General features: G+C 67.9%; 13 protein-coding genes, 1 tRNA gene and 1 pseudogene. 13 read left to right on the forward strand and 2 right to left on the reverse strand.

Annotation, left to right across the window (positions count from 1 at the left end; genetic code table 11):
• Positions 1 to 231: 231 nt before the first annotated feature.
• From BLV72_RS23575 to BLV72_RS52060, 4 genes are read left to right on the forward strand one after another with little or no spacing between them, the layout of a single operon-like run.
• A complete protein-coding gene (locus BLV72_RS23575; RefSeq protein ID WP_093464674.1) occupies positions 232 to 606 on the forward strand; it encodes a hypothetical protein in 375 nt (124 codons plus the stop codon).
• Positions 603 to 4,892 carry a DUF6531 domain-containing protein gene (locus BLV72_RS23580; RefSeq protein WP_244320926.1) on the forward strand — a complete coding sequence of 1,430 codons (4,290 nt, stop codon included), beginning with the start codon at positions 603 to 605 and terminating at the stop codon, positions 4,890 to 4,892. The genes BLV72_RS23575 and BLV72_RS23580 overlap by 4 nt, the downstream gene beginning before the upstream one ends.
• Before the next feature lie 6 nt (positions 4,893 to 4,898).
• Positions 4,899 to 5,300 carry a hypothetical protein gene (locus tag BLV72_RS23585; protein ID WP_093464676.1) on the forward strand — a complete coding sequence of 134 codons (402 nt, stop codon included), beginning with the start codon at positions 4,899 to 4,901 and terminating at the stop codon, positions 5,298 to 5,300.
• A 31-nt stretch (positions 5,301 to 5,331) separates the two neighbouring features.
• Positions 5,332 to 5,703 carry a DUF6188 family protein gene (locus BLV72_RS52060; protein WP_425288388.1) on the forward strand — a complete coding sequence of 124 codons (372 nt, stop codon included), beginning with the start codon at positions 5,332 to 5,334 and terminating at the stop codon, positions 5,701 to 5,703.
• Between the two features lie 259 nt (positions 5,704 to 5,962).
• Here the strand turns inward: BLV72_RS52060 and BLV72_RS23590 are convergent.
• Positions 5,963 to 6,402 (reverse strand): annotated as a pseudogene (locus BLV72_RS23590) (hypothetical protein); the annotation flags it as partial.
• A 534-nt stretch (positions 6,403 to 6,936) separates the two neighbouring features.
• Here BLV72_RS23590 and BLV72_RS23595 point away from each other — a divergent pair.
• The 3 genes from BLV72_RS23595 (at position 6,937) to BLV72_RS50055 (ending at position 10,823) form a co-directional block, all read left to right on the forward strand.
• On the forward strand, positions 6,937 to 7,992 hold the full coding sequence (locus BLV72_RS23595) for a protein NO VEIN domain-containing protein (RefSeq protein ID WP_244320928.1): 1,056 nt from the start codon (positions 6,937 to 6,939) through the stop codon (positions 7,990 to 7,992).
• A 103-nt stretch (positions 7,993 to 8,095) separates the two neighbouring features.
• Positions 8,096 to 9,955, forward strand: a complete 1,860-nt coding sequence (locus tag BLV72_RS23600) for a DUF2075 domain-containing protein (RefSeq protein WP_244320930.1) — start codon at positions 8,096 to 8,098, stop codon at positions 9,953 to 9,955.
• A 637-nt stretch (positions 9,956 to 10,592) separates the two neighbouring features.
• Positions 10,593 to 10,823 carry a hypothetical protein gene (locus BLV72_RS50055; RefSeq protein WP_244320932.1) on the forward strand — a complete coding sequence of 77 codons (231 nt, stop codon included), beginning with the start codon at positions 10,593 to 10,595 and terminating at the stop codon, positions 10,821 to 10,823.
• A gap of 1,041 nt (positions 10,824 to 11,864) precedes the next feature.
• Here BLV72_RS50055 and BLV72_RS23610 read toward each other — a convergent pair.
• Positions 11,865 to 11,936, reverse strand: a tRNA-Arg gene (locus BLV72_RS23610).
• 214 nt (positions 11,937 to 12,150) lie between these two features.
• On the opposite strand from BLV72_RS23610, the gene BLV72_RS23615 reads away from it, so the two are divergent.
• The 6 genes from BLV72_RS23615 (at position 12,151) to thrB (ending at position 19,088) form a co-directional block, all read left to right on the forward strand.
• A complete protein-coding gene (locus tag BLV72_RS23615) occupies positions 12,151 to 12,582 on the forward strand; it encodes a response regulator (protein WP_232546197.1) in 432 nt (143 codons plus the stop codon).
• A gap of 136 nt (positions 12,583 to 12,718) precedes the next feature.
• Positions 12,719 to 13,732, forward strand: a complete 1,014-nt coding sequence (nrtL, locus tag BLV72_RS23620) for an ArgS-related anticodon-binding protein NrtL (protein WP_093464680.1) — start codon at positions 12,719 to 12,721, stop codon at positions 13,730 to 13,732.
• Between the two features lie 41 nt (positions 13,733 to 13,773).
• Positions 13,774 to 15,192 carry a diaminopimelate decarboxylase gene (lysA, locus tag BLV72_RS23625; protein ID WP_093464682.1) on the forward strand — a complete coding sequence of 473 codons (1,419 nt, stop codon included), beginning with the start codon at positions 13,774 to 13,776 and terminating at the stop codon, positions 15,190 to 15,192.
• A 111-nt stretch (positions 15,193 to 15,303) separates the two neighbouring features.
• Positions 15,304 to 16,596 carry a homoserine dehydrogenase gene (locus tag BLV72_RS23630; protein ID WP_078643647.1) on the forward strand — a complete coding sequence of 431 codons (1,293 nt, stop codon included), beginning with the start codon at positions 15,304 to 15,306 and terminating at the stop codon, positions 16,594 to 16,596.
• 59 nt (positions 16,597 to 16,655) lie between these two features.
• On the forward strand, positions 16,656 to 17,774 hold the full coding sequence (gene thrC, locus BLV72_RS23635; RefSeq protein ID WP_244320934.1) for a threonine synthase: 1,119 nt from the start codon (positions 16,656 to 16,658) through the stop codon (positions 17,772 to 17,774).
• Between the two features lie 399 nt (positions 17,775 to 18,173).
• Entirely contained in the window at positions 18,174 to 19,088 is a 915-nt protein-coding gene (thrB, locus tag BLV72_RS23640; RefSeq protein WP_014054912.1) for a homoserine kinase, read from the forward strand.
• Positions 19,089 to 19,164: the final 76 nt, after the last annotated feature.

The following is a 19,164-nucleotide window of genomic DNA, read 5'->3' on the forward strand; positions in this document are numbered from 1 at the left end:
GAATATCACCAGCGCGCCTGCTGTTTCGGGCAAACCCGCTGATCACATCTCGGGACGACAGGAATTGAACCTACCCCTGACCTCATGGCAGCAGACAGCGAGCGCTCGACCTGGCTGACACATATGACGACGGCTTTGCACATGCCATACCTCTGATTGGCCGAGCCTCGTTCACACCTTCATATGATGAACCTTTTGCCACACGTTCGTTCGGCCGAGGGGGGACGTCGCATGGGCACCGGAGGCGGCGGCAAAGTTCTGGACATCAAGGTGGCGGACATCAAGTCCGTCGCGCCGACGTTCCACCACCAGTCGGTGAAGTTGAGTGAGGCGCTGACCAAGCTGATCACGACGCTGGACGGCTATGGGGAACCGTGGGGGGATGACAAGCCCGGTAACGACTTCGGCAAGCAGTACAAGCCGAACCAGAAGCACATCGAGTCGGCGGCCGGCATTCTCGTCCTCGGGCTGACCAGCATCTATGAGGCGATGAACGACATGGCTGATGGCCATGTCGACAACGACAAGCTCGTCGAGGGCATGTTCACCAAGGCCAAGCACGACTCGGGTCATGACCAGGGTCCGGGCGCGGGCGGTCATCGGTGAGTTTCGGGAGCGATATCGAGGACAAGGCGAAGGCCCTCCTCATGAAGCTGGGCATGTGGTGGCCGGACGCCAATTCCGGCACGCTGCGCCACGCGGCCGACGCCTGGCGGACGTTCGCCGACAGCGTGGACGATGTGCGGGTCGCGACCGACAAGGCGGCCACGACGCTCATCCACCACAACAAGGGTGAGGCGATCGATGCCTTCGAGATCTTCTGGGGGCGTTACGCCAAGGGCAAGGACGAGGGCTGGCTGAGCAACCTCGCCAAGTCGGCCCGGAACATGGCCAAGGCGCTGGACAAGTTCGCCGACACGGTCGATGACGCGATCGAGAAGCTGTGGACTCAGATCAGCATCGATGCCGTCGCGCTCGTTGGCGGCGGGCTGCTGACCATCGTCACTGGGGGCGCCTCCGATGGAGTAGCGGCGGAGATCATCGCCATGGCCGCCGGCCTGGGCGTCGCCGTGGAGGAGGCGGTCGCCGTCATCGCGGCGGAGATGCTGACGGGCGCGGTCTTCACCAGTGTGCTGTCGGTGACGATCGACGCGGCGGTGGCCCAGCCGGTGAAGATCGCCCTGGGGCAGCAGAAGGGCTTCAGCCTGGACGAGGTCAATCAGGCCGCCAGGGACGGCATGATCGACGGCGGGATCTTCGGGGCCGGGCTGGGGGTGCTCAAGCCCGGTGTGATGCCGAAGCTCACCGGCGACCCGGACCTGCTCAAGCCGCCGAAGGTGCCCTCGCTGCGCCCGAACCTGGTCGAGGAGGGCCCGGCCGCCCGCCCGGCCAAGAAGTGCCCGTGCACGGGTGAGCCGATCGACATCGCGACGGGTGCGATGTTGATGGAGCATACCGATCTGACGCTGCCCGGTTCGCTGTCGCTGGTGTTCGAGCGTACTCATGTGTCCTCGTACCGGGGCGGGGTGTGGTTCGGCCCGACCTGGGCCAGCCTGCTGGACGAGCGGATCCAACTGGACGCGGAGGGCGTGGTGTTCGCCGCCGCGGACGGGATGCGGCTGGTGTATCCGGTACCGGAGCCGGGCGTGCCGACGCTGCCCGCGAAGGGCGCGCGGTGGCCGCTGGAGTGGGACGGCAAACCGGACGGCGTCATGACGGTCACCGATCCGGAGACGGGTGTGGTGCGGACGTTCGTCCGTCCCGCCGCCACGGAGGAGCCGGGCGCGGTCTACCTGGCCCTGGAGAGCCTCCAGGACCGCAACGGCGCCCGCATCGACATCGAACGCGCCCTGAGCGGCGCCCCGCTGGCCGTCCGCCACTCCGGCGGCTACTACCTGGTCGTCGACACCGAGGGCCAGCGGGTCACCGCGCTGCGGCTCTTCGACGAGCCGCCGTCGGTCTACGCGCCCGAGCAGACCCGAGAGGGCGGCACGGTGGTGATGCGCTACGGCTACGACGAAGCGGGCAACCTCACCGAGGTCATCAACTCGAGTGGCGAGCCGCTGCGGTTCACCTACGACGGCGAGGGGCGGGTGACATCCTGGACGGACCGCAATGGCACGTCGTTCCGGTATGTGTACGGGCCGGACGGGAGGGTGGTGCGCACCGAGGGCAGCGACGGTGTCTTCAACGGCGGCCTGGAGTATGACGACGAGGCGCGGACGACGGTTTACACGGATTCGCTGGGCCACCGCACGACCTACCGCTACAACGCCGACGGGCAGCTGATCGAGGAGACCGATCCGCTGGGCCACACCACGCTGACGGAGTGGGACGCGCGCGGCGACCGCAGGATCGCGGTGACGGATCCCCTGGGCCGTTCCACCCACTACGCGTACGACGAGGACGGCAACCTGACCGGCGTCACCCTGCCGGACGGCAGCGAGGCCCGGGCCACGTACAACGCGCTGTGCCTGCCGGTGGAGGTGACCGAGCCGGGCGGCGGGACATGGCGCCACACGTACGACGACACGGGGAACCTCCTCTCGACGACCGACCCCGTGGGGGCGACCACGGCCTACGGCTACACCGAGCGGGGCCACCTGGCCGAGGTGATGGACGCGCTGGGTAACACCACGCGCCTGACCCCGGACCCGGCCGGGCTCCCCATCGCCGTAACGGACCCGTTGGGCCACACCACGAGCGTCCGCCGGGACCTCTTCGGCCGGGTGGTGGAGGCGACGGATCCGCTGGGCCATACGACCCGTATGGGCTGGACGACCGAGGGCAAGCCAGCGTGGCGGGAGGAGCCGGACGGCGCCCGGGAGAGCTGGACCTGGGACGGCGAGGGGAACCTCCTCACCCACACGGACCCGGCGGGTCACACCACCCACCAGACGTCCACCCACTTCGACGTCCCCGCGACGCGTACGGAGCCGGACGGTGCGAGGTACGCCTTCTCCTACGACACCGAGCTGCGGCTGACCAAGGTCACCAATCCCCAGGGTCTGACCTGGACCTACAGCTACGACCCGGCGGGCCGGCTCACCTCCGAGACCGACTTCAACGGCCGTACCGTGGCCTACACCCACGACCCGGCGGGCGACCTGCTGACCCGCACTAACGGCGCGGGCGAAACGCTGCACTTCACCCGGGACGCACTGGGTCGCACGACGGAACAACGCGACGAGGCGGGCGCACGGACGACGTATGCCTACGACGCGCAGGGCGCCCTGACGCGAGCGGCGAATCCGGACGTCGAGCTGACCCTGGAACGGGACGCGCTGGGCCGGGTCCGGTCGGAGACGGTCAACGGTCGGACGACGACGTACGCGTATGACGCCGTGGGCCGCCGCACCGAACGCATGACGCCCTCGGGCCTGAGGAGCGTCTGGACCTACGACGAGGCGGGCCGCCCCGCCGCGTTGCGCACCGGGACGGCGGGGACCCTGACCCTCACGTACGACGAGGCGGGCCGGGAGACGGAACGCCGCATCGGCGAGGCGGTGCGACTGACCCAGACCTGGGACAGGTCAGACCGCCTGACGACCCAGACAATCGCCGAGGGCCGTGGCAACGAGGCGAACCGGATCCTCCAACACCGCTCCTACGCCTACCGCCCGGACGGCTACCTCACCGAGATCCGCGAACTCACCTCGGGCACGCGCCGCTTCGACCTCGACCCGTCCGGCCGCGTGACGGCGGTCCACGCGCACGGCTGGACCGAGACGTACGCCTACGACACGGCGGGCAACCTGACGCAGGCCACGGCCCCTGACCACGCGTCCCCCGGCGACCGCGAGTTCACCGGCACGGTGATCCACCGAGCGGGCCGCACGACGTACGAACACGACGCCCAGGGCCGTCTCACCCGCCGCACCCGCAAACTCCTCAACGGCCAGACCCGGACCTGGACCTACACCTGGAACGCCGAAGACCGCCTGACGGACGCGACAACCCCGGACGGCGACCACTGGCACTACACGTATGACCCCCTCGGCCGCCGCATATCGAAACAGCGCCTGGCGGATGACGGCACGGTCGCGGAATCGGTGACCTTCGCATGGGAAGACACCCGCCTCGCCGAACAATCCACACCAGAGGGCAACCACACCACCTGGGACTACGCCCCGGACACCCACCGCCCCCTGACCCAAACCGACCACACGTCACTGGTGCGTGAGCCCGGCGAATCCCTCATAGAGAAATTCACCGGCGCCGACGACGACACCACACCACGCTTCCACGCCATCATCACGGACCTGGTCGGCACCCCAACGGAGTTGGTCACCGCGGCCGGTGACCTGGCCTGGCAACGCCGCACCACCCTCTGGGGCACAGATTTCCCCACCGGGGCGAGCGGATCAACGGTCGACTGCCCCCTCCGCTTCCCCGGCCAATACGCCGACCCCGAAACGGGCCTGCACTACAACTACTTCCGCCACTACGACCCCGAAACGGCCCGCTACGTCACCCCCGACCCGCTGGGCCTGGACCCTGCCCCTAATCACCACGGATATGTGGTCAATCCGATGGCGTGGTTCGACGCTCAAGGGCTGTCGTGCACGAAGCGTCCCAATCTCAGCGTAAACGAAAAGCAGTTCGGTAAGAAGTGGGGTAAGCACGCTCAGGACTACAGCCTGGATCCTGCTGACGGAAGCTCCAGGACATGGTTCCGCGACCGAATGAGCGCCATCCACAACGACCCGGACGAGGTCCGGCAAGGTTCATGGAACCCCCAGAGCGGAGGAGGCGAAGACTACCTCTTCTACCGGAAGGGGAAAGACCTTCTGGTCACTAAGGCCGACGGGGAATTCGTTACAATGTTCCCGCAGGATAGGCCGAATGGATGGTTCGCGAATGCGGACGTGGTTCACGGGGAAGGAGGGTGATGGCCTATGCGGCTTGACTCCCTTACTGATTACACGGTCGTGGCGGTCAAGGGTATCTATTACCTCCCTGAGGAGAGCGATGCGACAGCGTCCCCGGAGGCCATTGAGCTGATTTTCAAGGAATCCGGTTCGCTGGACCTGACCTGTGGGACAGACTGGACTCTGCGTATCGAAAAAGGTGACTGGCCAGAGCTCCCCAAGTGGTGTTATCCCCCCGATGAATGGGCCTATCGTGATGTTCCGGCCCTTTCCTCAGAAACCCTCGGCAAAATTAATGCTGTGGAGAAACAGCTCAATGAGTATGGAGATCTGGTCCAAGTTGAGCTCCAATTTGAGGGAGGATCCCGCATTGTTGCCGCGTCCGGTGAATCGCTCACGGTGACGTTCATCTCTGCGGACAAGGGCTGAAGGCAACGGTGGGGCCAGCAGGACGGTGGGCATGGACCTGAACCTCCGAGGCCAATCAGTCACCCATATCTGTTTCGACGCGGCTCTCACGCTCCTCACCAGTGAGGATTACGAGGTGCGTGTGGAGACAGACGCAAGCGTCCAGGCGCCCGGTGGGGATCTTGTCCTGTTTGATCCGGAATCCCCAGGTGCTACTGCTGCCCGATTGGTGAGCCTCATGCACGATACGGTTATCTCGGCTAAGGCGCGAAGCAATGGGGATCTGCTTATCTCGTTCGGGAGCGGTGCGGAATTGGCTGTAGCTCCGAATTCCGATTACGAGGCTTGGGGGCTTGTGGGGCCGAACGGGAGTCGAGTGGTATGCATGCCGGGTGGCGAGATCGCACGATGGAGCGAACAGTAGTCCCGTGAGCGGTGCCGCGCTTCTGGCGCGCGTGATCGCGACCGGGCGAATCCATGGGATAGGCGTCGGATAATTCGTCGAAGGGGCAGATCAGGCAGTGAAGGAGCGGAACTGATCTCGATCATTACCCAGATGGGTGAAGAAGCCGGGGATGAGGATCGTCGGCAAGTTCTCCTGGGTCTCCCCGAAGGACTTGGGCTTACCGAGTGACCAGCGCATTACCAATGTGTTGGACCTTTGTGAACGCATCCCGGCACTGTCAGTTCGGCGCGCCCCAGTTCCTCCGGTACGCGGCCCAGTCACCCGGCGTCGCCGCGAAGTCCCCGTACAGCGCGACGCCGAACCGCTCGCGGTGAGCGTCCTCGCGGCTCAGGCCGAGGCGGGCGCCCCGGGCGGCGGCGGCCACCGTTTCGGCCGATTCATGGTGGCCCATGTCGTCGGTGTGGAAGGCCGGGCGGCCCATCAGCAGGTCGGTGCCGCGCGGGGTCGCCTCCAGGGCCAGTCGCGTCTGCTGGGCCACATAGCCCCGTACAGGCTCTCCAGCGGCAGCGCCGTGTCGTAGGACATCACCGCGATCTGGTCGACCCGGCGGGCGACCGCGCCGAAGTGCGACTGCGACCACCACTTGGGGTGACCGGCGACCAACCCCGCGACGGAGTGGAGGGAGGGGCGGGGGCGCGGTAAATGAGGACGAACCGAGCCGTTGTTGGGCGGTGAGCTGGTGATCCAGACGACCGTCCCGGTGAATCGAAGGGGCAAGTAGACGACCGGCGCTTCGGCCGCTGCGCACGGGGCCGCCCTTCGCGGCCCCTGTCGCGGCCCGGCGGCTCTGCTGTGGTGGGGCCGCTGGGTGGTGAAGGAACCAGGCTGCCTCGCCACCGACTTGGTTCACCGAGGCCTCCGAGCGTGGTCCGCCGCGTCCGCCGTCCCCATGGATTACGCGCAGACCTTCAGCGCGCGGACACCAGCGGCGGACTGGACGACCCGCATCGTGTCGGCTCTCGCCGTGCGCGTGTGGTGCGTCCGGCAGGGCGCGAGGGGCACGCCGTCCGGCTTTGATGAGGGTGACGTGTCCGCCGCACAGGGCTGTGAGGTGCTGGGGGTCGAGGCGGCGCCACCGTGCTCGCCGCCCCCAGGGGCGCATCTGGTTTGTATCGGCAAGTCGCCAACTGATGGCCTCACTTATATGAAAATCTGATTGCCATGCGGAATGGTCATGGAGCTCAGTCGATCGTGGGGATCGGCGCAGCGGCAGGCGATCACGGAGATAGGCACTTGTCGAGGCATCAGGACAGCAGCAACGACGTTCCTGCCCCCCTCCACCGTCTGTCGCAGACGGCCTCCTTCGTGATGGTCCACGTCGGCCAAAAGCCCGAAACGAGGCGCAACCTGCAGCACGGGATCGAAACCCGGTCCTGGGGGTTTCCTCGGTGGAAGCCCGAGTACCGGTCCGCGCGGCCACGCTTCGCCGTGCTGGCCACGGGAGTGGGGCCGCGGGTACAGCTCGACAAGTGGAGCACCAAGAAGATCACTCTGTACCTCTTCGAGGTGCGTGAGAACTTCTACGAGGCAGAAGCTCCTCACTGGCCGGACGAGGAAGCCGAGAACGCCATCAAGTACCCGGTGCGCTTCGGCATCGAGCCATTGGCTGTACTCCGCGCAGTCCGCCTCGACGAGGACGGGCCGCTTGGACTGGCCGCCAGTGACGCCATACGTGTTTCAGGGACTCAGCAAGGCATAGGCATGCTCGTCGACATGGATCCGCAGCCATTGCTCGATCTGGCCGGGATCCCCACGAACTGGTCCGAACAGCAGACGGTGGCTCTGAACCGCACCTCCGGCTTCACAGCAGAGCAGGTGAAACCGCCCAAGCCATCGAAGTCAGGCTCCAGCGGAGCGGGCTTCGTCTCCGATCCCAAGAAGCGTAAAGCCATCGAACTGCATGCAGAGGACATGGCAGTCGCTCACTACGAGGGGGAGGGCTGGACAGTGGAACGCCTTGGCAAGCCGTACGACCTCCACTGCACTCGTCACGGGGCAGAGCGCCGTGTTGAGGTGAAGGGGACGACAGGAGCGGCTACGAGCGTCGACCTGACGATCAACGAGGTCGAGCACGCCCGGAATCCGCAGAACACCGTGGACCTGTTTGTGGTCAGCGACATCAAGGTGGACATTCGGGCCGGCGACTACACGACGAGTGGCGGCAGGGTGTTGCACCTCCATGACTGGGCGCCGGCTGACGAGGACCTGAGGCCGCGCAGCTTCGAGTACCGACTGCCGCTCGCCTGATTGCCGGGATGCACCTTCAGGGGGTTCCAGGAGCCCCCACCGCGAGTCCCTCTCGCCGTCGTGTCCACCGCCCTTACGGAGATCGTCCGTGCCTCTTCTTCGCATGTCCGCACGTGCACTGTTCGAGCGGTGCAATGACGGAGCCCTCTTCGAGCGGCTCGCGCAGAAGTACCGCTCCCTACTCTTCCAGAACCCGTCGGACAGCGAACGCTGCTCGTGGGAGAACAGCCTCCCAGCCCTGGCGGAAGTTCTGTGCGATGCGGGGCTTGATGACGTCGAGGTGCTGATCGAGCACCAATTGCCCCTTACCAGCCTGCGTGCAGACGTTGTCCTTGCTGGCTCACACCCCACGACGGGCAGACCGTCCTATGTCATCGTCGAGCTCAAGCAGTGGAGTGAAGCGCGCCTCGTTCCTGGCACTGACAACCTCTGCTTGGTCAAGGGAATGGGCAACCGCCCCGCCCTACATCCCGTGGCCCAGGTACGCCGCTACTGCGACTACCTTCAGGACTTCACCAATGTGCTGAGTGATCAGGAGGACGCCGTCGCGGGCGTGGCCTATCTGCACAACGCAGTCGATCAGGGTGTCAGTGAACTATTCAGATTGCCCGACGCGAGGGCGCAACTTTTCACAGACACATCCCGCGGCGAATTTATTCAGTATCTCCAAACCTGTCTTTCAGGCTTGGACGGTTCCCCAGAGGGCGATGCTCTCCTGGCCAGCCCTCAGGCTCCCGGTCGTCAGTTGATGCGTGCCGCTGCTGCCGAGATAGTCGACGGCGGCCAGTTCCTCTTGATGGATGAGCAAGAGGTAGCGGCTCGTTTGGTCAAGCGGGCAGCGAACCTGTCACGGCAGTCAAACCAGAAGGAAGTGATAGTGATAACCGGGGGGCCTGGTTCGGGTAAGAGCATCATTGCGTTGCACCTAATGGGGCACCTCTTCAGGAACGGGCGAAGCGCTTTCCACGCCACCGGATCCAAGTCTTTCACCACCACTCTCCGGCACGTCCTCGGCACTAAGAACGACCGCATCCCAAAGCTCTTCCGGTACTTCTTCGACTTCACAGATGCTGAACAAAACGGGCTGGACGTCTTGATCTGTGACGAAGCCCATCGCATTCGACAGCGGTCGGCAAGACAGGACACGTACGCCGGGCATCGGAGCGATCGAAGGCAAGTTGAGGAACTCATCGACGCAGCCAGGGTCCCGGTCTTCTTGCTCGACGAGCATCAGGTGGTCAGGCCGGGCGAGATGGGAAGTATCAAGACCATCGACGAGGCTGCTCACGCGCGCGGGTGTGTTGTGCGCCATGTCGATCTCAACAGCCAGTTCCGGTGCGGCGGGAGCCGCGCCTACGAAAACTGGGTCCTCCGCCTCCTCGGCCTTGAGCCCGGTGGCCCGATTCAGTGGCAGCCCGAGGACAACTTCGAGTTGCTCGCCGCCGAATCGCCCCAAGAGATGGAGAGCTACCTCCGCTGCCGACAAGATTCCGGCTACACCTCTCGTATGACAGCGGGATTCTGCTGGCCATGGAGCGACCCGGGAACTGACGGCAGCTTGGTCGACGACGTGGTCATTGGCGCATGGCGCAGGCCCTGGAACCTCAGAAGTGAGCAACCCCTAGGTGGGGCGCCCGCCTCCTCGCTGTGGGCCACAGATTCGTCAGGCTTCGGGCAAATCGGCTGCATTTATACGGCTCAAGGATTCGAGTACGCCTGGAATGGCGTGATCTTCGGTCCCGACCTGGTGTGGCGCGGCGATGGGTGGCGTGCTGTTCGTGGAGAGAGCAAGGACCACACCGTGAAAAAGGCAACGCCCGAAGCTTTCGACCGCCTCATACGCAACACATACAAAGTACTGCTCACCCGAGGACTGGCCGGCGCCGTACTCTACTCAACCGATCCCGAGACTCGGGCCATGCTGGCCAGCCTGGTTCCGGCCGGGGTAAAGCAGGGTCCGTGAGTGGGTAGCCCTGCGCCCCTTACTACTTGGTTCGCCGGGCCCCCGAGCGCGGCCGGACGTGTCCGTCGTCCCTGTGGACTACACGGGTGGGGATCACCGTGCCCTGTGTGGACACCAGCGGTGTGCCGGACGACCGGCATCGTGTTGGCTCGCCGTGCGCGTGAGGTACGCGCGACGGGGCTCGAGGGGCGCGTCGTGAGATCTTGATGATGGTGACGTGTGCGATGCACAGTGCCGTGAGGTTCTCGGGATCGGCGGTGAGCACAGTGGGGGACCCGGAGGCAGCCCGGGGTTTGGACCGTCATACGGCCCGGTGCGGGGCGACATCGCCGTGTCCGGCGTGGGTGTCACGCGGCTCGGCGCGGGCAGCGATGAGTCCGTCGGGCATGTCGGATGGCGCACCGGTCGTGTTGTGGCGTTGGCGTGATGGCGAGCCAGGGGCTCCGGCTCGTGCCCGGGCCGTTTTGGGGTATCCCCTGGGCGGTCTGGGGTATGTCGGCAGGGCGGTGAGCGATGCCGTGCTGGCCGTATCGGAGTTGGTGGCGAACGCCGTCGAGCACGCGGTGGGGCCGTATGAGCTGCGGGTGCGGGGGCGGCGTCGCATGTCATCTGCGAAGTAGTGAATCACGATCCGAGGATGCCCGAGATCCCGTCCTTTGCGGTGGGTGCTCTGTTTGTGCCGGTGGAGGAAGACCGGGGCGGCGGTCTGGAGGCGCTGTGCGCGTTGTTGTCAGAGCGCGGGCGGGGGTTGCATATCGTGCATGAACTCACCAGCGAGGCCTGGGGGTTCCGCCGGTTGCGGGGCGCGACGGCAGCCTGGATCGCCTTGCCTCTGCCGGCCAGTGGGGAGGGCTGTTTTAGGCAATGAGGTGCGTGGTTGAGGCGTCGGCGAGTGGGTTGACCGGAGGTGGCCCGCTGGCGTTTCCCCGTCGTTTCCATCGGCGTGTCCGGGGCCGTCCTTGGATGCGACACCCCCGTGCCGGGCATCACCGCAGGCCAGGCTGTTGACGAGCCGGCTGCTGGCGAGGGCGACTGTATATCGGTAAAGCGAAGCATCCCGATCTACTGGTCAGCGCGGCCGGGCTTGCGCGGATCGCGTGTTGCTGGCTGCTCGGCTGCTGAGCTGTGGTGGATGCCTTCTCCCTGCGGGATTCATGTGCAGCGTGGGTTCTGTACGGGTCCCGTGGCGGGCTGGTGAGGTGCGGGTCAGGAGCACCTCGCTTCTGGCTTCTTCGGGGCGGCTCCTGGGGTGCGAGCGGGGTGCTGTGCGCCCGCGCCGGTGCGTGTGGTCGCGGGCCGAGTTCGGGTGTCCTGTCGGCCTGGCGGCCGATACCACGGGGTTTGGGCGGGCGGGAGCGGTGCTCTCGGGGTGTACCCCGTGCCCCGCGGTGGTCGCGGTCGTGTACCCGATGTGGGGGAGCGCGCCCGAGGATCTTGGAGCACCTGCTCCTGTGTGCGTCCGTACCGCCGAGGTGGACCGGTACTGGCTCGGTGATGGCTCGGGTGCGGGGTGCGCTCGCGCCTCAGATGCGTGTGGCTGAGGTGCAGTGCTCGCCGAGCAGCTGGCCCGTCTGGAAGCCCCGAAGCCGGAGGTGCGTTCCGTCGACAGCGCTGCCCTGCTGGACGCGCTCCCGCACCTCGACATCGACCTCGCCCTGGTCCCGGAGGAGATCCAGCGGCGGCTCTACGACGCTTTCGGGCTGGAGGTCCGCTACAGCCGGCCCCGCGAAGAAGTGACCCTACGGGTGACGATCCCGGGGCATCTGCTTGATGGACTGGTGGCCGTCACCCGTGAGCTGGACCCGTGGAACAAAAAATCGGGCGCCCGCAGCGAAGTGCTGGCACCCGATCATGACACCCGGGGTGGACAAACGCGACATAACCGTCGCATTCATTCCCATCCCCTGAGTGCCCCCGGCAGGATTCGAACCTGCGCACACGGCTCCGGAGGCCGTTGCTCTATCCCCTGAGCTACGGGGGCCTTGTCGCTGCTGTCTCGCGGCGACAGGTAGAACACTATCAGCTCGCAGAGGGTGGTCATGAACGGTTATCGGGAGCTGGTGGGAGGGGGAGCGGAGGGGCGTATACCGCATGTGGAGGTGGGGGTGCAGGGGTCTTGGGGAAAGGTCCCCCGCACGGGGCGGAAGTGGGGAAAACCCGGACGCGGTCGTGGCTGCGCGCCTACTCTTCAGGGTGTGCCTGGCTTGTCCGGCCGGGTCCTTGTCGTCGACGACAACAAGGTCATCCGGCAGCTGATCAGGGTCAACCTCGAGCTGGAGGGCTTCGAGGTCGTGACCGCGGCCGATGGTGCCGAGTGCCTGGAGATCGTTCACCAGGTGCGGCCCGATGTGATCACTCTCGATGTTGTGATGCCCAGACTCGATGGGCTGCATACGGCGTCGAGGCTGCGCGCTGATGCTCGAACGTGTCATGTGCCCGTCGCGATCATCAGTGCGTGTACGCAGTACGAGATGGATAGCGGGAAGGCACTGGGCGTCGATGCCTTCCTCGCGAAACCCTTCGAGCCCGTCGATCTTGTCGAGCTCGTGCGGAGGCTGATGCGGCAGGGGGCGGCCGGTGCGGCGGCTCCTGGTGATGCCGAGCCGGTTGTGGGGCCCACCGGGTAGTGGTGGGCCCCAGGGCCGACCCGTCGCTGGCGGGCTGAGGGTCTCGGCTCTGGCTCGTGTCGGTGCGCCCCGTGCGCTCGTCCGATGGGCGAAACCGGTTCGCTTTCGTACCCCCCTCCTCCCATACGCTGGTCCCGTGACTCCCGCCCAGCTCTCCCGCACTGTGCTGCACACCGTGCGTCGTGCCGTTGAGGACGACGAGCTGTGCGTTGCCGTGCCGGAGCGGGTGAAGGTGCGGACTCCTCCTCGGCCCGGGTGTGGGGATTACGCCACCAATGTCGCCCTGCTGTTGGCCAGGGGTGAGGGGGATGCGCTCGTTATCGCCGAGGTTTTGCGGCGGCGGCTTGTGCGCGCTCCCGGGATCGCCCGCGTTGATATCGCCGACCCTGGTTTCCTCAACATCACTCTTGAGGGCACTTCTCATGCTCAGCTCGTGCGGGCCGTCCTTTCCCAGGGGCTCCGCTACGGGCACGGAGATGCGCTCGCCGGGGTGTCGGTTCCGCTTGGGGCCGGTGATGAGGTGCGGGCCGCGCTCGTCGCTCATGTGGTGCGGGGGCTCGTCCACGCCACCGGGGGAGTCGTTGTTCCTGGTGACGGGCCCGTCGTGCGGGCCGTTCCGGTCTCCGGGCGTGATCTGCTCACCCGCCTCGGGCCCGATGCCGCCCGTTGGGCGCTGCTCCGGCCTGCCGGGCATGATCTGCCCGATCTCGACCCCGCCCACCTGCTCTCCCAGCGCGAGGACAACGCCCTCTTCCGGGTTCAGTACGCCCACGCCCGCACCCGGGCCCTGATGCGGAACGCCAGCCAGTTCGGCATCATCCCCGAGCCCCAGTCCGAGTCCCACGACGCCCCCGCCGAGCCCGGCGCCTACCGCCACCCCGCCGCGACCGCCCTGCTCGCTCTCCTCGCCGACTACCCCCGCACCCTCGAGGCCGCCGCCCGGCACCGTGCGCCCGATCGGCTCGCGCGGCAGCTCGTCGCCCTCGCCGATGGCTTCTTCCGGTTCCATGACGCCTGCCCGGCGCTTCCCGCAGGCGGGCGCAAACCCTCGGCCGTCCACCGTTCCCGGCTGGCCCTCGCCGACGCCGCCGGGGCGGTGCTCGCCGGCGGCCTGCATCTGCTCGGCATCAGCGCACCCGAACATCTGTAAGACCTGCATCTGTAAGACCTGAGAGAGACAGCAGAGACAGCATGAGCCGTTCCGCCCACCCCGCCGGGCCCCGCCACGCCGATGTCCTTCCCGAGGGGCACTACGCCGCGCCGCCCGCCGATCTCAATCAGCTCGACCCCCGCGTGTGGTCCCGTACCGTCGGCCGGAACGCCGACGGCGTCGCCACCGTCGGCGGGATCGACGTCAAGACGCTCGCGGAGGAGTTCGGGACCCCCGGCTACTTCCTCGACGAGGCCGACTTCCGGGCCCGCTGCCGGGCCTGGCGGGAGGCGTTCAAGGGGGAGAAGGGGGAGAAGGGAGAAGGGGAGGACGCCGACGTGTTCTACGCCGGGAAGGCCTTCCTCTCCCGCGCCGTCGTGCGCTGGCTGACCGAGGAGGGGCTCAACCTCGACGTGTGCTCCGCCGGGGAGCTGGCGACCGCGCTCGCCGCCGGGATGCCCGCCGAGCGGATCGCGCTGCACGGGAACAACAAGTCCACCGGTGAGATCGAGCGGGCCGTCGAGGCGGGCGTCGGGCGGATCGTGCTCGACTCGTTCCAGGAGATCGCGCGGGTCGCGCACATCGCCCACCGGCTCGGGAAGCGCCAGCGGGTGCAGATCCGGATCACCGTGGGTGTGGAGGCGCATACCCACGAGTTCATCGCGACCGCGCACGAGGACCAGAAGTTCGGCATTCCGCTCGCGGGCGGGCTGGCCGCCGAGGCCGTACGGCGGGCGCTCAAGCTCGACGGGCTGGAGCTCATCGGGATCCACTCGCACATCGGATCGCAGATCTTCGACACCTCGGGCTTCGAGGTGGCCGCCCACCGCGTCGTCGGGCTGCTGGGGGAGATCCGGGACGAGCACGGTGTCGAGCTGCCCGAGATCGACCTCGGCGGCGGCCTCGGCATCGCGTACACCTCGGAGGACGATCCCCGCGAGCCGCATGAGATCGCCAAGGCGCTGCGCGACATCGTCCACCGGGAGTGCGACGCGGCCGGGCTCGCGGTGCCGCGGCTGTCGGTCGAGCCGGGGCGGGCGATCGTCGGGCCGACCGCGTTCACGCTCTACGAGGTGGGCACGGTCAAGGAGCTGCCGGGGCTGCGGACGTACGTCAGCGTCGACGGCGGGATGTCCGACAACATCCGTACCGCGCTCTACGACGCGGAGTACTCCGTGGCGCTGGTCTCCCGCGCCTCCACCGCCGAGCCGATGCTCTCCCGCGTCGTCGGCAAGCACTGCGAGTCAGGCGACATCGTCGTACGGGACGCCTTCCTGCCCGCCGATCTGGCGCCCGGCGACCTGATCGCCGTCCCCGCCACCGGCGCGTACTGCCGCTCGATGGCGAGCAACTACAACCACGCGCTCCGGCCGCCCGTCGTCGCCGTACGGGACGGGCAGGCGCGCGAGATCGTCCGGCGCGAGACGGAGGAAGATCTCCTGCGGCTCGATGTCGGCTAGCGAGAAAAGGATCTCGGATACTGGACCTGGGACAGGAAATCCCGTCCAGTGCCTGAGACTGGTGCACTAACGCGCTGATGCATGAACGCGATGGATGAGAAACGAGGTCGGATGATGCGTACGCGTCCGCTGAAAGTGGCGCTGCTGGGCTGTGGAGTGGTCGGCTCAGAGGTGGCGCGCATCATGACGACGCAGGCGGACGATCTCGCGGCGCGCATCGGGGCCCCGGTCGAGCTGGCCGGGATCGCCGTGCGGCGCCCCGGCCGGGTCCGGGAAGGGGTGCCGGCGGAGCTGGTGACCACCGATGCCACGGCCCTGGTCAAGCGCGGGGACATCGATGTGGTGGTCGAGGTCATCGGCGGGATCGAGCCCGCCCGCACCCTCATCACCACCGCCTTCGACCACGGCGCGAGCGTGGTGTCGGCCAACAAGGCGCTGGTCGCCCAGGACGGCGCCGCGCTGCACGCCGCGGCCGAGCAGCGCCGTGCGGACCTCTACTACGAGGCCGCGGTCGCGGGGGCGATCCCGCTGGTGCGGCCGCTGCGCGAGTCGCTCGCCGGCGACAAGGTCAACCGCGTCCTCGGCATCGTCAACGGCACCACCAACTTCATCCTGGACCGGATGGACGGCAGCGGCGCCGGCTACAGCGAGGCGCTGGACGAGGCCACGGCCCTGGGCTACGCCGAGGCCGACCCGACCGCGGATGTCGAGGGCTTCGACGCCGCCGCGAAGGCCGCGATCCTCGCCGGGATCGCCTTCCACACCCGGGTCACCCTCGACGATGTGCACCGCGAGGGCATCACCGAGGTGACCGCCGCCGACATCGCCTCCGCCAAGCGCATGGGCTGCACCGTCAAGCTGCTCGCGATCTGCGAGCGGGCCGCCGACGGCCGCTCGGTCACCGCGCGGGTGCATCCGGCGATGATTCCGCTGAGCCACCCCCTCGCCTCCGTCCGCGAGGCGTACAACGCGGTCTTCGTGGAGGCCGACGCCGCGGGGCAGCTGATGTTCTACGGACCGGGCGCGGGCGGTTCGCCGACCGCCTCGGCCGTCCTCGGCGACCTCGTCGCCGCCTGCCGCAACAAGCTGGCGGAGGCCACCGGACCGGGGGAGTCCGCGTACAGCAGGCTTCCGGTGAGCCCGATGGGCGATGTGATCACTCGCTACCACATCAGCCTGGACGTCGCCGACAAACCGGGAGTTCTCGCACAGGTCGCCACAGTCTTCGCCGAGCATGGCGTGTCCATCGATACGGTCCGCCAGCAGGGGAAGGACGGCGAGGCGTCCCTCGTCGTCGTGACCCACCGCGCGAGCGACGCCGCGCTGTCGTCGACCGTGGAGGCGCTTCGCCGGCTCGACACCGTCCGCGATGTCGCGAGCATCATGCGGGTCGAGGGCGAGTAGAGGCCGGGTAGCGGCCGCGCTGAGGCCGAACAGAGGGTGAGCGGAGAGTAAGGGAAATCATGAACGCAATCGCCGACGCCGGGCCTCGAATGTCCGGCACCCGCCAGTGGCACGGCTGGCGGGGCATCATCGAGGAGTACCGCGACCGTCTCCCGGTGAGCGGGACGACGCCCGTCGTCACCCTGCGCGAGGGCGGTACGCCGCTGGTTCCCGCGCAGGTGCTCTCCGAGCGCACCGGCTGCGAGGTCCACCTCAAGGTCGAGGGTGCCAACCCCACCGGGTCGTTCAAGGACCGCGGGATGACGATGGCCATCAGCGCGGCCAAGGAGGCCGGCGCCAAGGCCGTCATCTGCGCCTCCACCGGCAACACCTCGGCCTCGGCCGCGGCGTATGCCGTACGGGCCGGGATGGTCTGCGCGGTGCTGGTCCCGCAGGGCAAGATCGCGCTGGGCAAGATGGGCCAGGCGCTCGTCCACGGCGCGAAGATCCTCCAGGTCGACGGCAACTTCGACGACTGCCTGACGCTGGCGCGCGGGCTGTCGGAGAAGTACCCGGTGGCGCTGGTCAATTCGGTCAACCCGGCCCGGATCCAGGGGCAGAAGACCGCCGCCTTCGAGATCGTGGACATGCTCGGGGACGCGCCCGACATCCATGTGCTGCCGGTGGGCAACGCGGGCAACATCACCGCCTACTGGAAGGGCTACAAGGAGTACGCGGCGCCGTTCGCCGACAGCGAGCCGCGCGCCTCCCGTACGCCCCGGATGTGGGGCTTCCAGGCGTCCGGCTCGGCGCCGATCGTGCGCGGTGAGCCGGTCAAGGAGCCGAGCACCATCGCCACCGCCATCCGCATCGGCAACCCGGCCTCGTGGACCTTTGCCGAGCAGGCACGCGACGAGTCGGGCGGCTTCATCGACGAGGTGACCGACCGTCAGATCCTCGCCGCCTACCGGCTGCTCGCCGCGCAGGAGGGCGTCTTCGTGGAGCCGGCCTCCGCGGCGAGCGTGGCGGGTCTGCTGAAGGCGGCCGAGCAGGGGCTGGTCGACCCGGGCCAGCGCATTGTCTGCACGGTGACCGGAAACGGGCTCAAGGACCCGGACTGGGCGGTGGCGGGAGCGCCGCAGCCGGTCGTGGTCCCGGTGGACGCGGACGCCGCGGCCGTACGGCTCGGGCTGGTCTGATCCGGCCCCGCGCGGGTCTCGGCACGGCGTGGTCCTGCCCGGCCCGATCGGGGCCGCGACCTGGGGCCATGAGGGTTTCGGCGGGCCGCCGTCGCGCGGCTCGCCGGGCCTCCTCCAGGTCGTTCTCCAAAGATCCACTCAAGTGGTGGCAGAGCAGCGCGAGGGCGCGCGCGGCGACCCAGTAGAGTGGTCGCGGATGGTTGCAGGGAGCGCGACACGCATCGTGCGCCTCCCGTGCGCCCTATGTCGCCACAGAACCTTCCTTCGATAGGCTGTACTGAATCCGCCCCGACGCAGAGCGCTCGCCTCTGCGCGGCGTCGCCGTACGTGTCGCGGCCCCCGCGGTGTTCCGTACCTCTTCGAGCAATCGCACGTAACCACAAGGAGAGTCATCGAGCGATGGCCGGTCCAGCGTTCCGCGCCGCCGCCGTCCGAGTGCGCGTCCCCGCATCGAGCGCCAACCTCGGTCCCGGCTTCGACGCCCTCGGCCTGGCCCTGGGCCTCTACGACGACGTGGTGGTCCGGGTGGCCGACTCCGGTCTGCACGTCGACATCGCCGGCGAGGGCGCGGAGACGCTGCCGCGCGACGAGAGCCATCTGCTCGTACGCTCCTTGCGCACCACCTTCGACCTGCTGGGCGGGCAGCCCCGCGGCCTCGAGGTGGTCTGCGCCAACCGCATCCCGCACGGCCGGGGCCTGGGCTCCTCCTCCGCCGCCATCTGCGCCGGGATCGTCGCCGCGCGCGCGGTGACCATAGGTGGCGCCGAGCGGCTCGACAACGAGGCGGTGCTGGAGCTGGCCACCGAGATCGAGGGCCACCCCGACAATGTCGCCGCCTGTCTGCTCGGCGGCTTCACCCTTGCCTGGACGGATGCGGGGTCCGCCCGGGCGATCAGGATGGACCCTGCGGATTCCATCGTTCCGGTGGTCTTCGTCCCTGGCCGGCCGGTGCTCACCGAGACCGCCCGCGGGCTGCTGCCGCGCACCGTCCCGCATGTGGACGCGGCGGTGAACGCGGGCCGGGCCGCACTGCTCGTCGAGGCCCTGACCAGGCGTCCCGAGCTGCTGCTGGCGGCGACGGAGGACCGGCTGCACCAGGAATACCGTGCTCCGGCGATGCCCGAGAGCGTGAGCCTGGTGAACCGACTGCGGACGGACGGCGTCCCCGCGGTCATCTCCGGTGCGGGCCCCACGGTGCTCGCGCTGGTCGAGGACGGTGCGGCCGACAAGGTCGCACGACTGGCGGGCGAGGGGTGGGCGGCCAACCGGCTGGCTCTCGACGCCGGGGGGGCGAGCGTCCTGCCGCTCACCTGACACCCCGGTCCGGGGAGTCCCGGACCCGGGAATACTTGATAGCCGGTCTTGGAAAGGGGGAATGTTTGTTGGATCC

It is taken from the genome of Streptomyces melanosporofaciens, from assembly GCF_900105695.1.
Lineage (GTDB): Bacteria > Actinomycetota > Actinomycetes > Streptomycetales > Streptomycetaceae > Streptomyces > Streptomyces antimycoticus.

Bases quoted from the DNA above. Each gene is read 5' to 3' on its own strand.
- BLV72_RS23630 (WP_078643647.1), top strand. From the start codon at position 15,304: ATGATGCGTACGCGTCCGCTGAAAGTGGCGCTGCTGGGCTGTGGAGTG.
- BLV72_RS23585 (WP_093464676.1), top strand. From the start codon at position 4,899: ATGCGGCTTGACTCCCTTACTGATTACACGGTCGTGGCGGTCAAGGGT.
- thrC (WP_244320934.1), top strand. From the start codon at position 16,656: ATGAACGCAATCGCCGACGCCGGGCCTCGAATGTCCGGCACCCGCCAG.
- BLV72_RS23575 (WP_093464674.1), top strand. From the start codon at position 232: ATGGGCACCGGAGGCGGCGGCAAAGTTCTGGACATCAAGGTGGCGGAC.
- thrB (WP_014054912.1), top strand. From the start codon at position 18,174: ATGGCCGGTCCAGCGTTCCGCGCCGCCGCCGTCCGAGTGCGCGTCCCC.
- BLV72_RS50055 (WP_244320932.1), top strand. From the start codon at position 10,593: ATGCCCGAGATCCCGTCCTTTGCGGTGGGTGCTCTGTTTGTGCCGGTG.
- BLV72_RS23600 (WP_244320930.1), top strand. From the start codon at position 8,096: ATGTCCGCACGTGCACTGTTCGAGCGGTGCAATGACGGAGCCCTCTTC.
- BLV72_RS52060 (WP_425288388.1), top strand. From the start codon at position 5,332: ATGGACCTGAACCTCCGAGGCCAATCAGTCACCCATATCTGTTTCGAC.
- lysA (WP_093464682.1), top strand. From the start codon at position 13,774: ATGAGCCGTTCCGCCCACCCCGCCGGGCCCCGCCACGCCGATGTCCTT.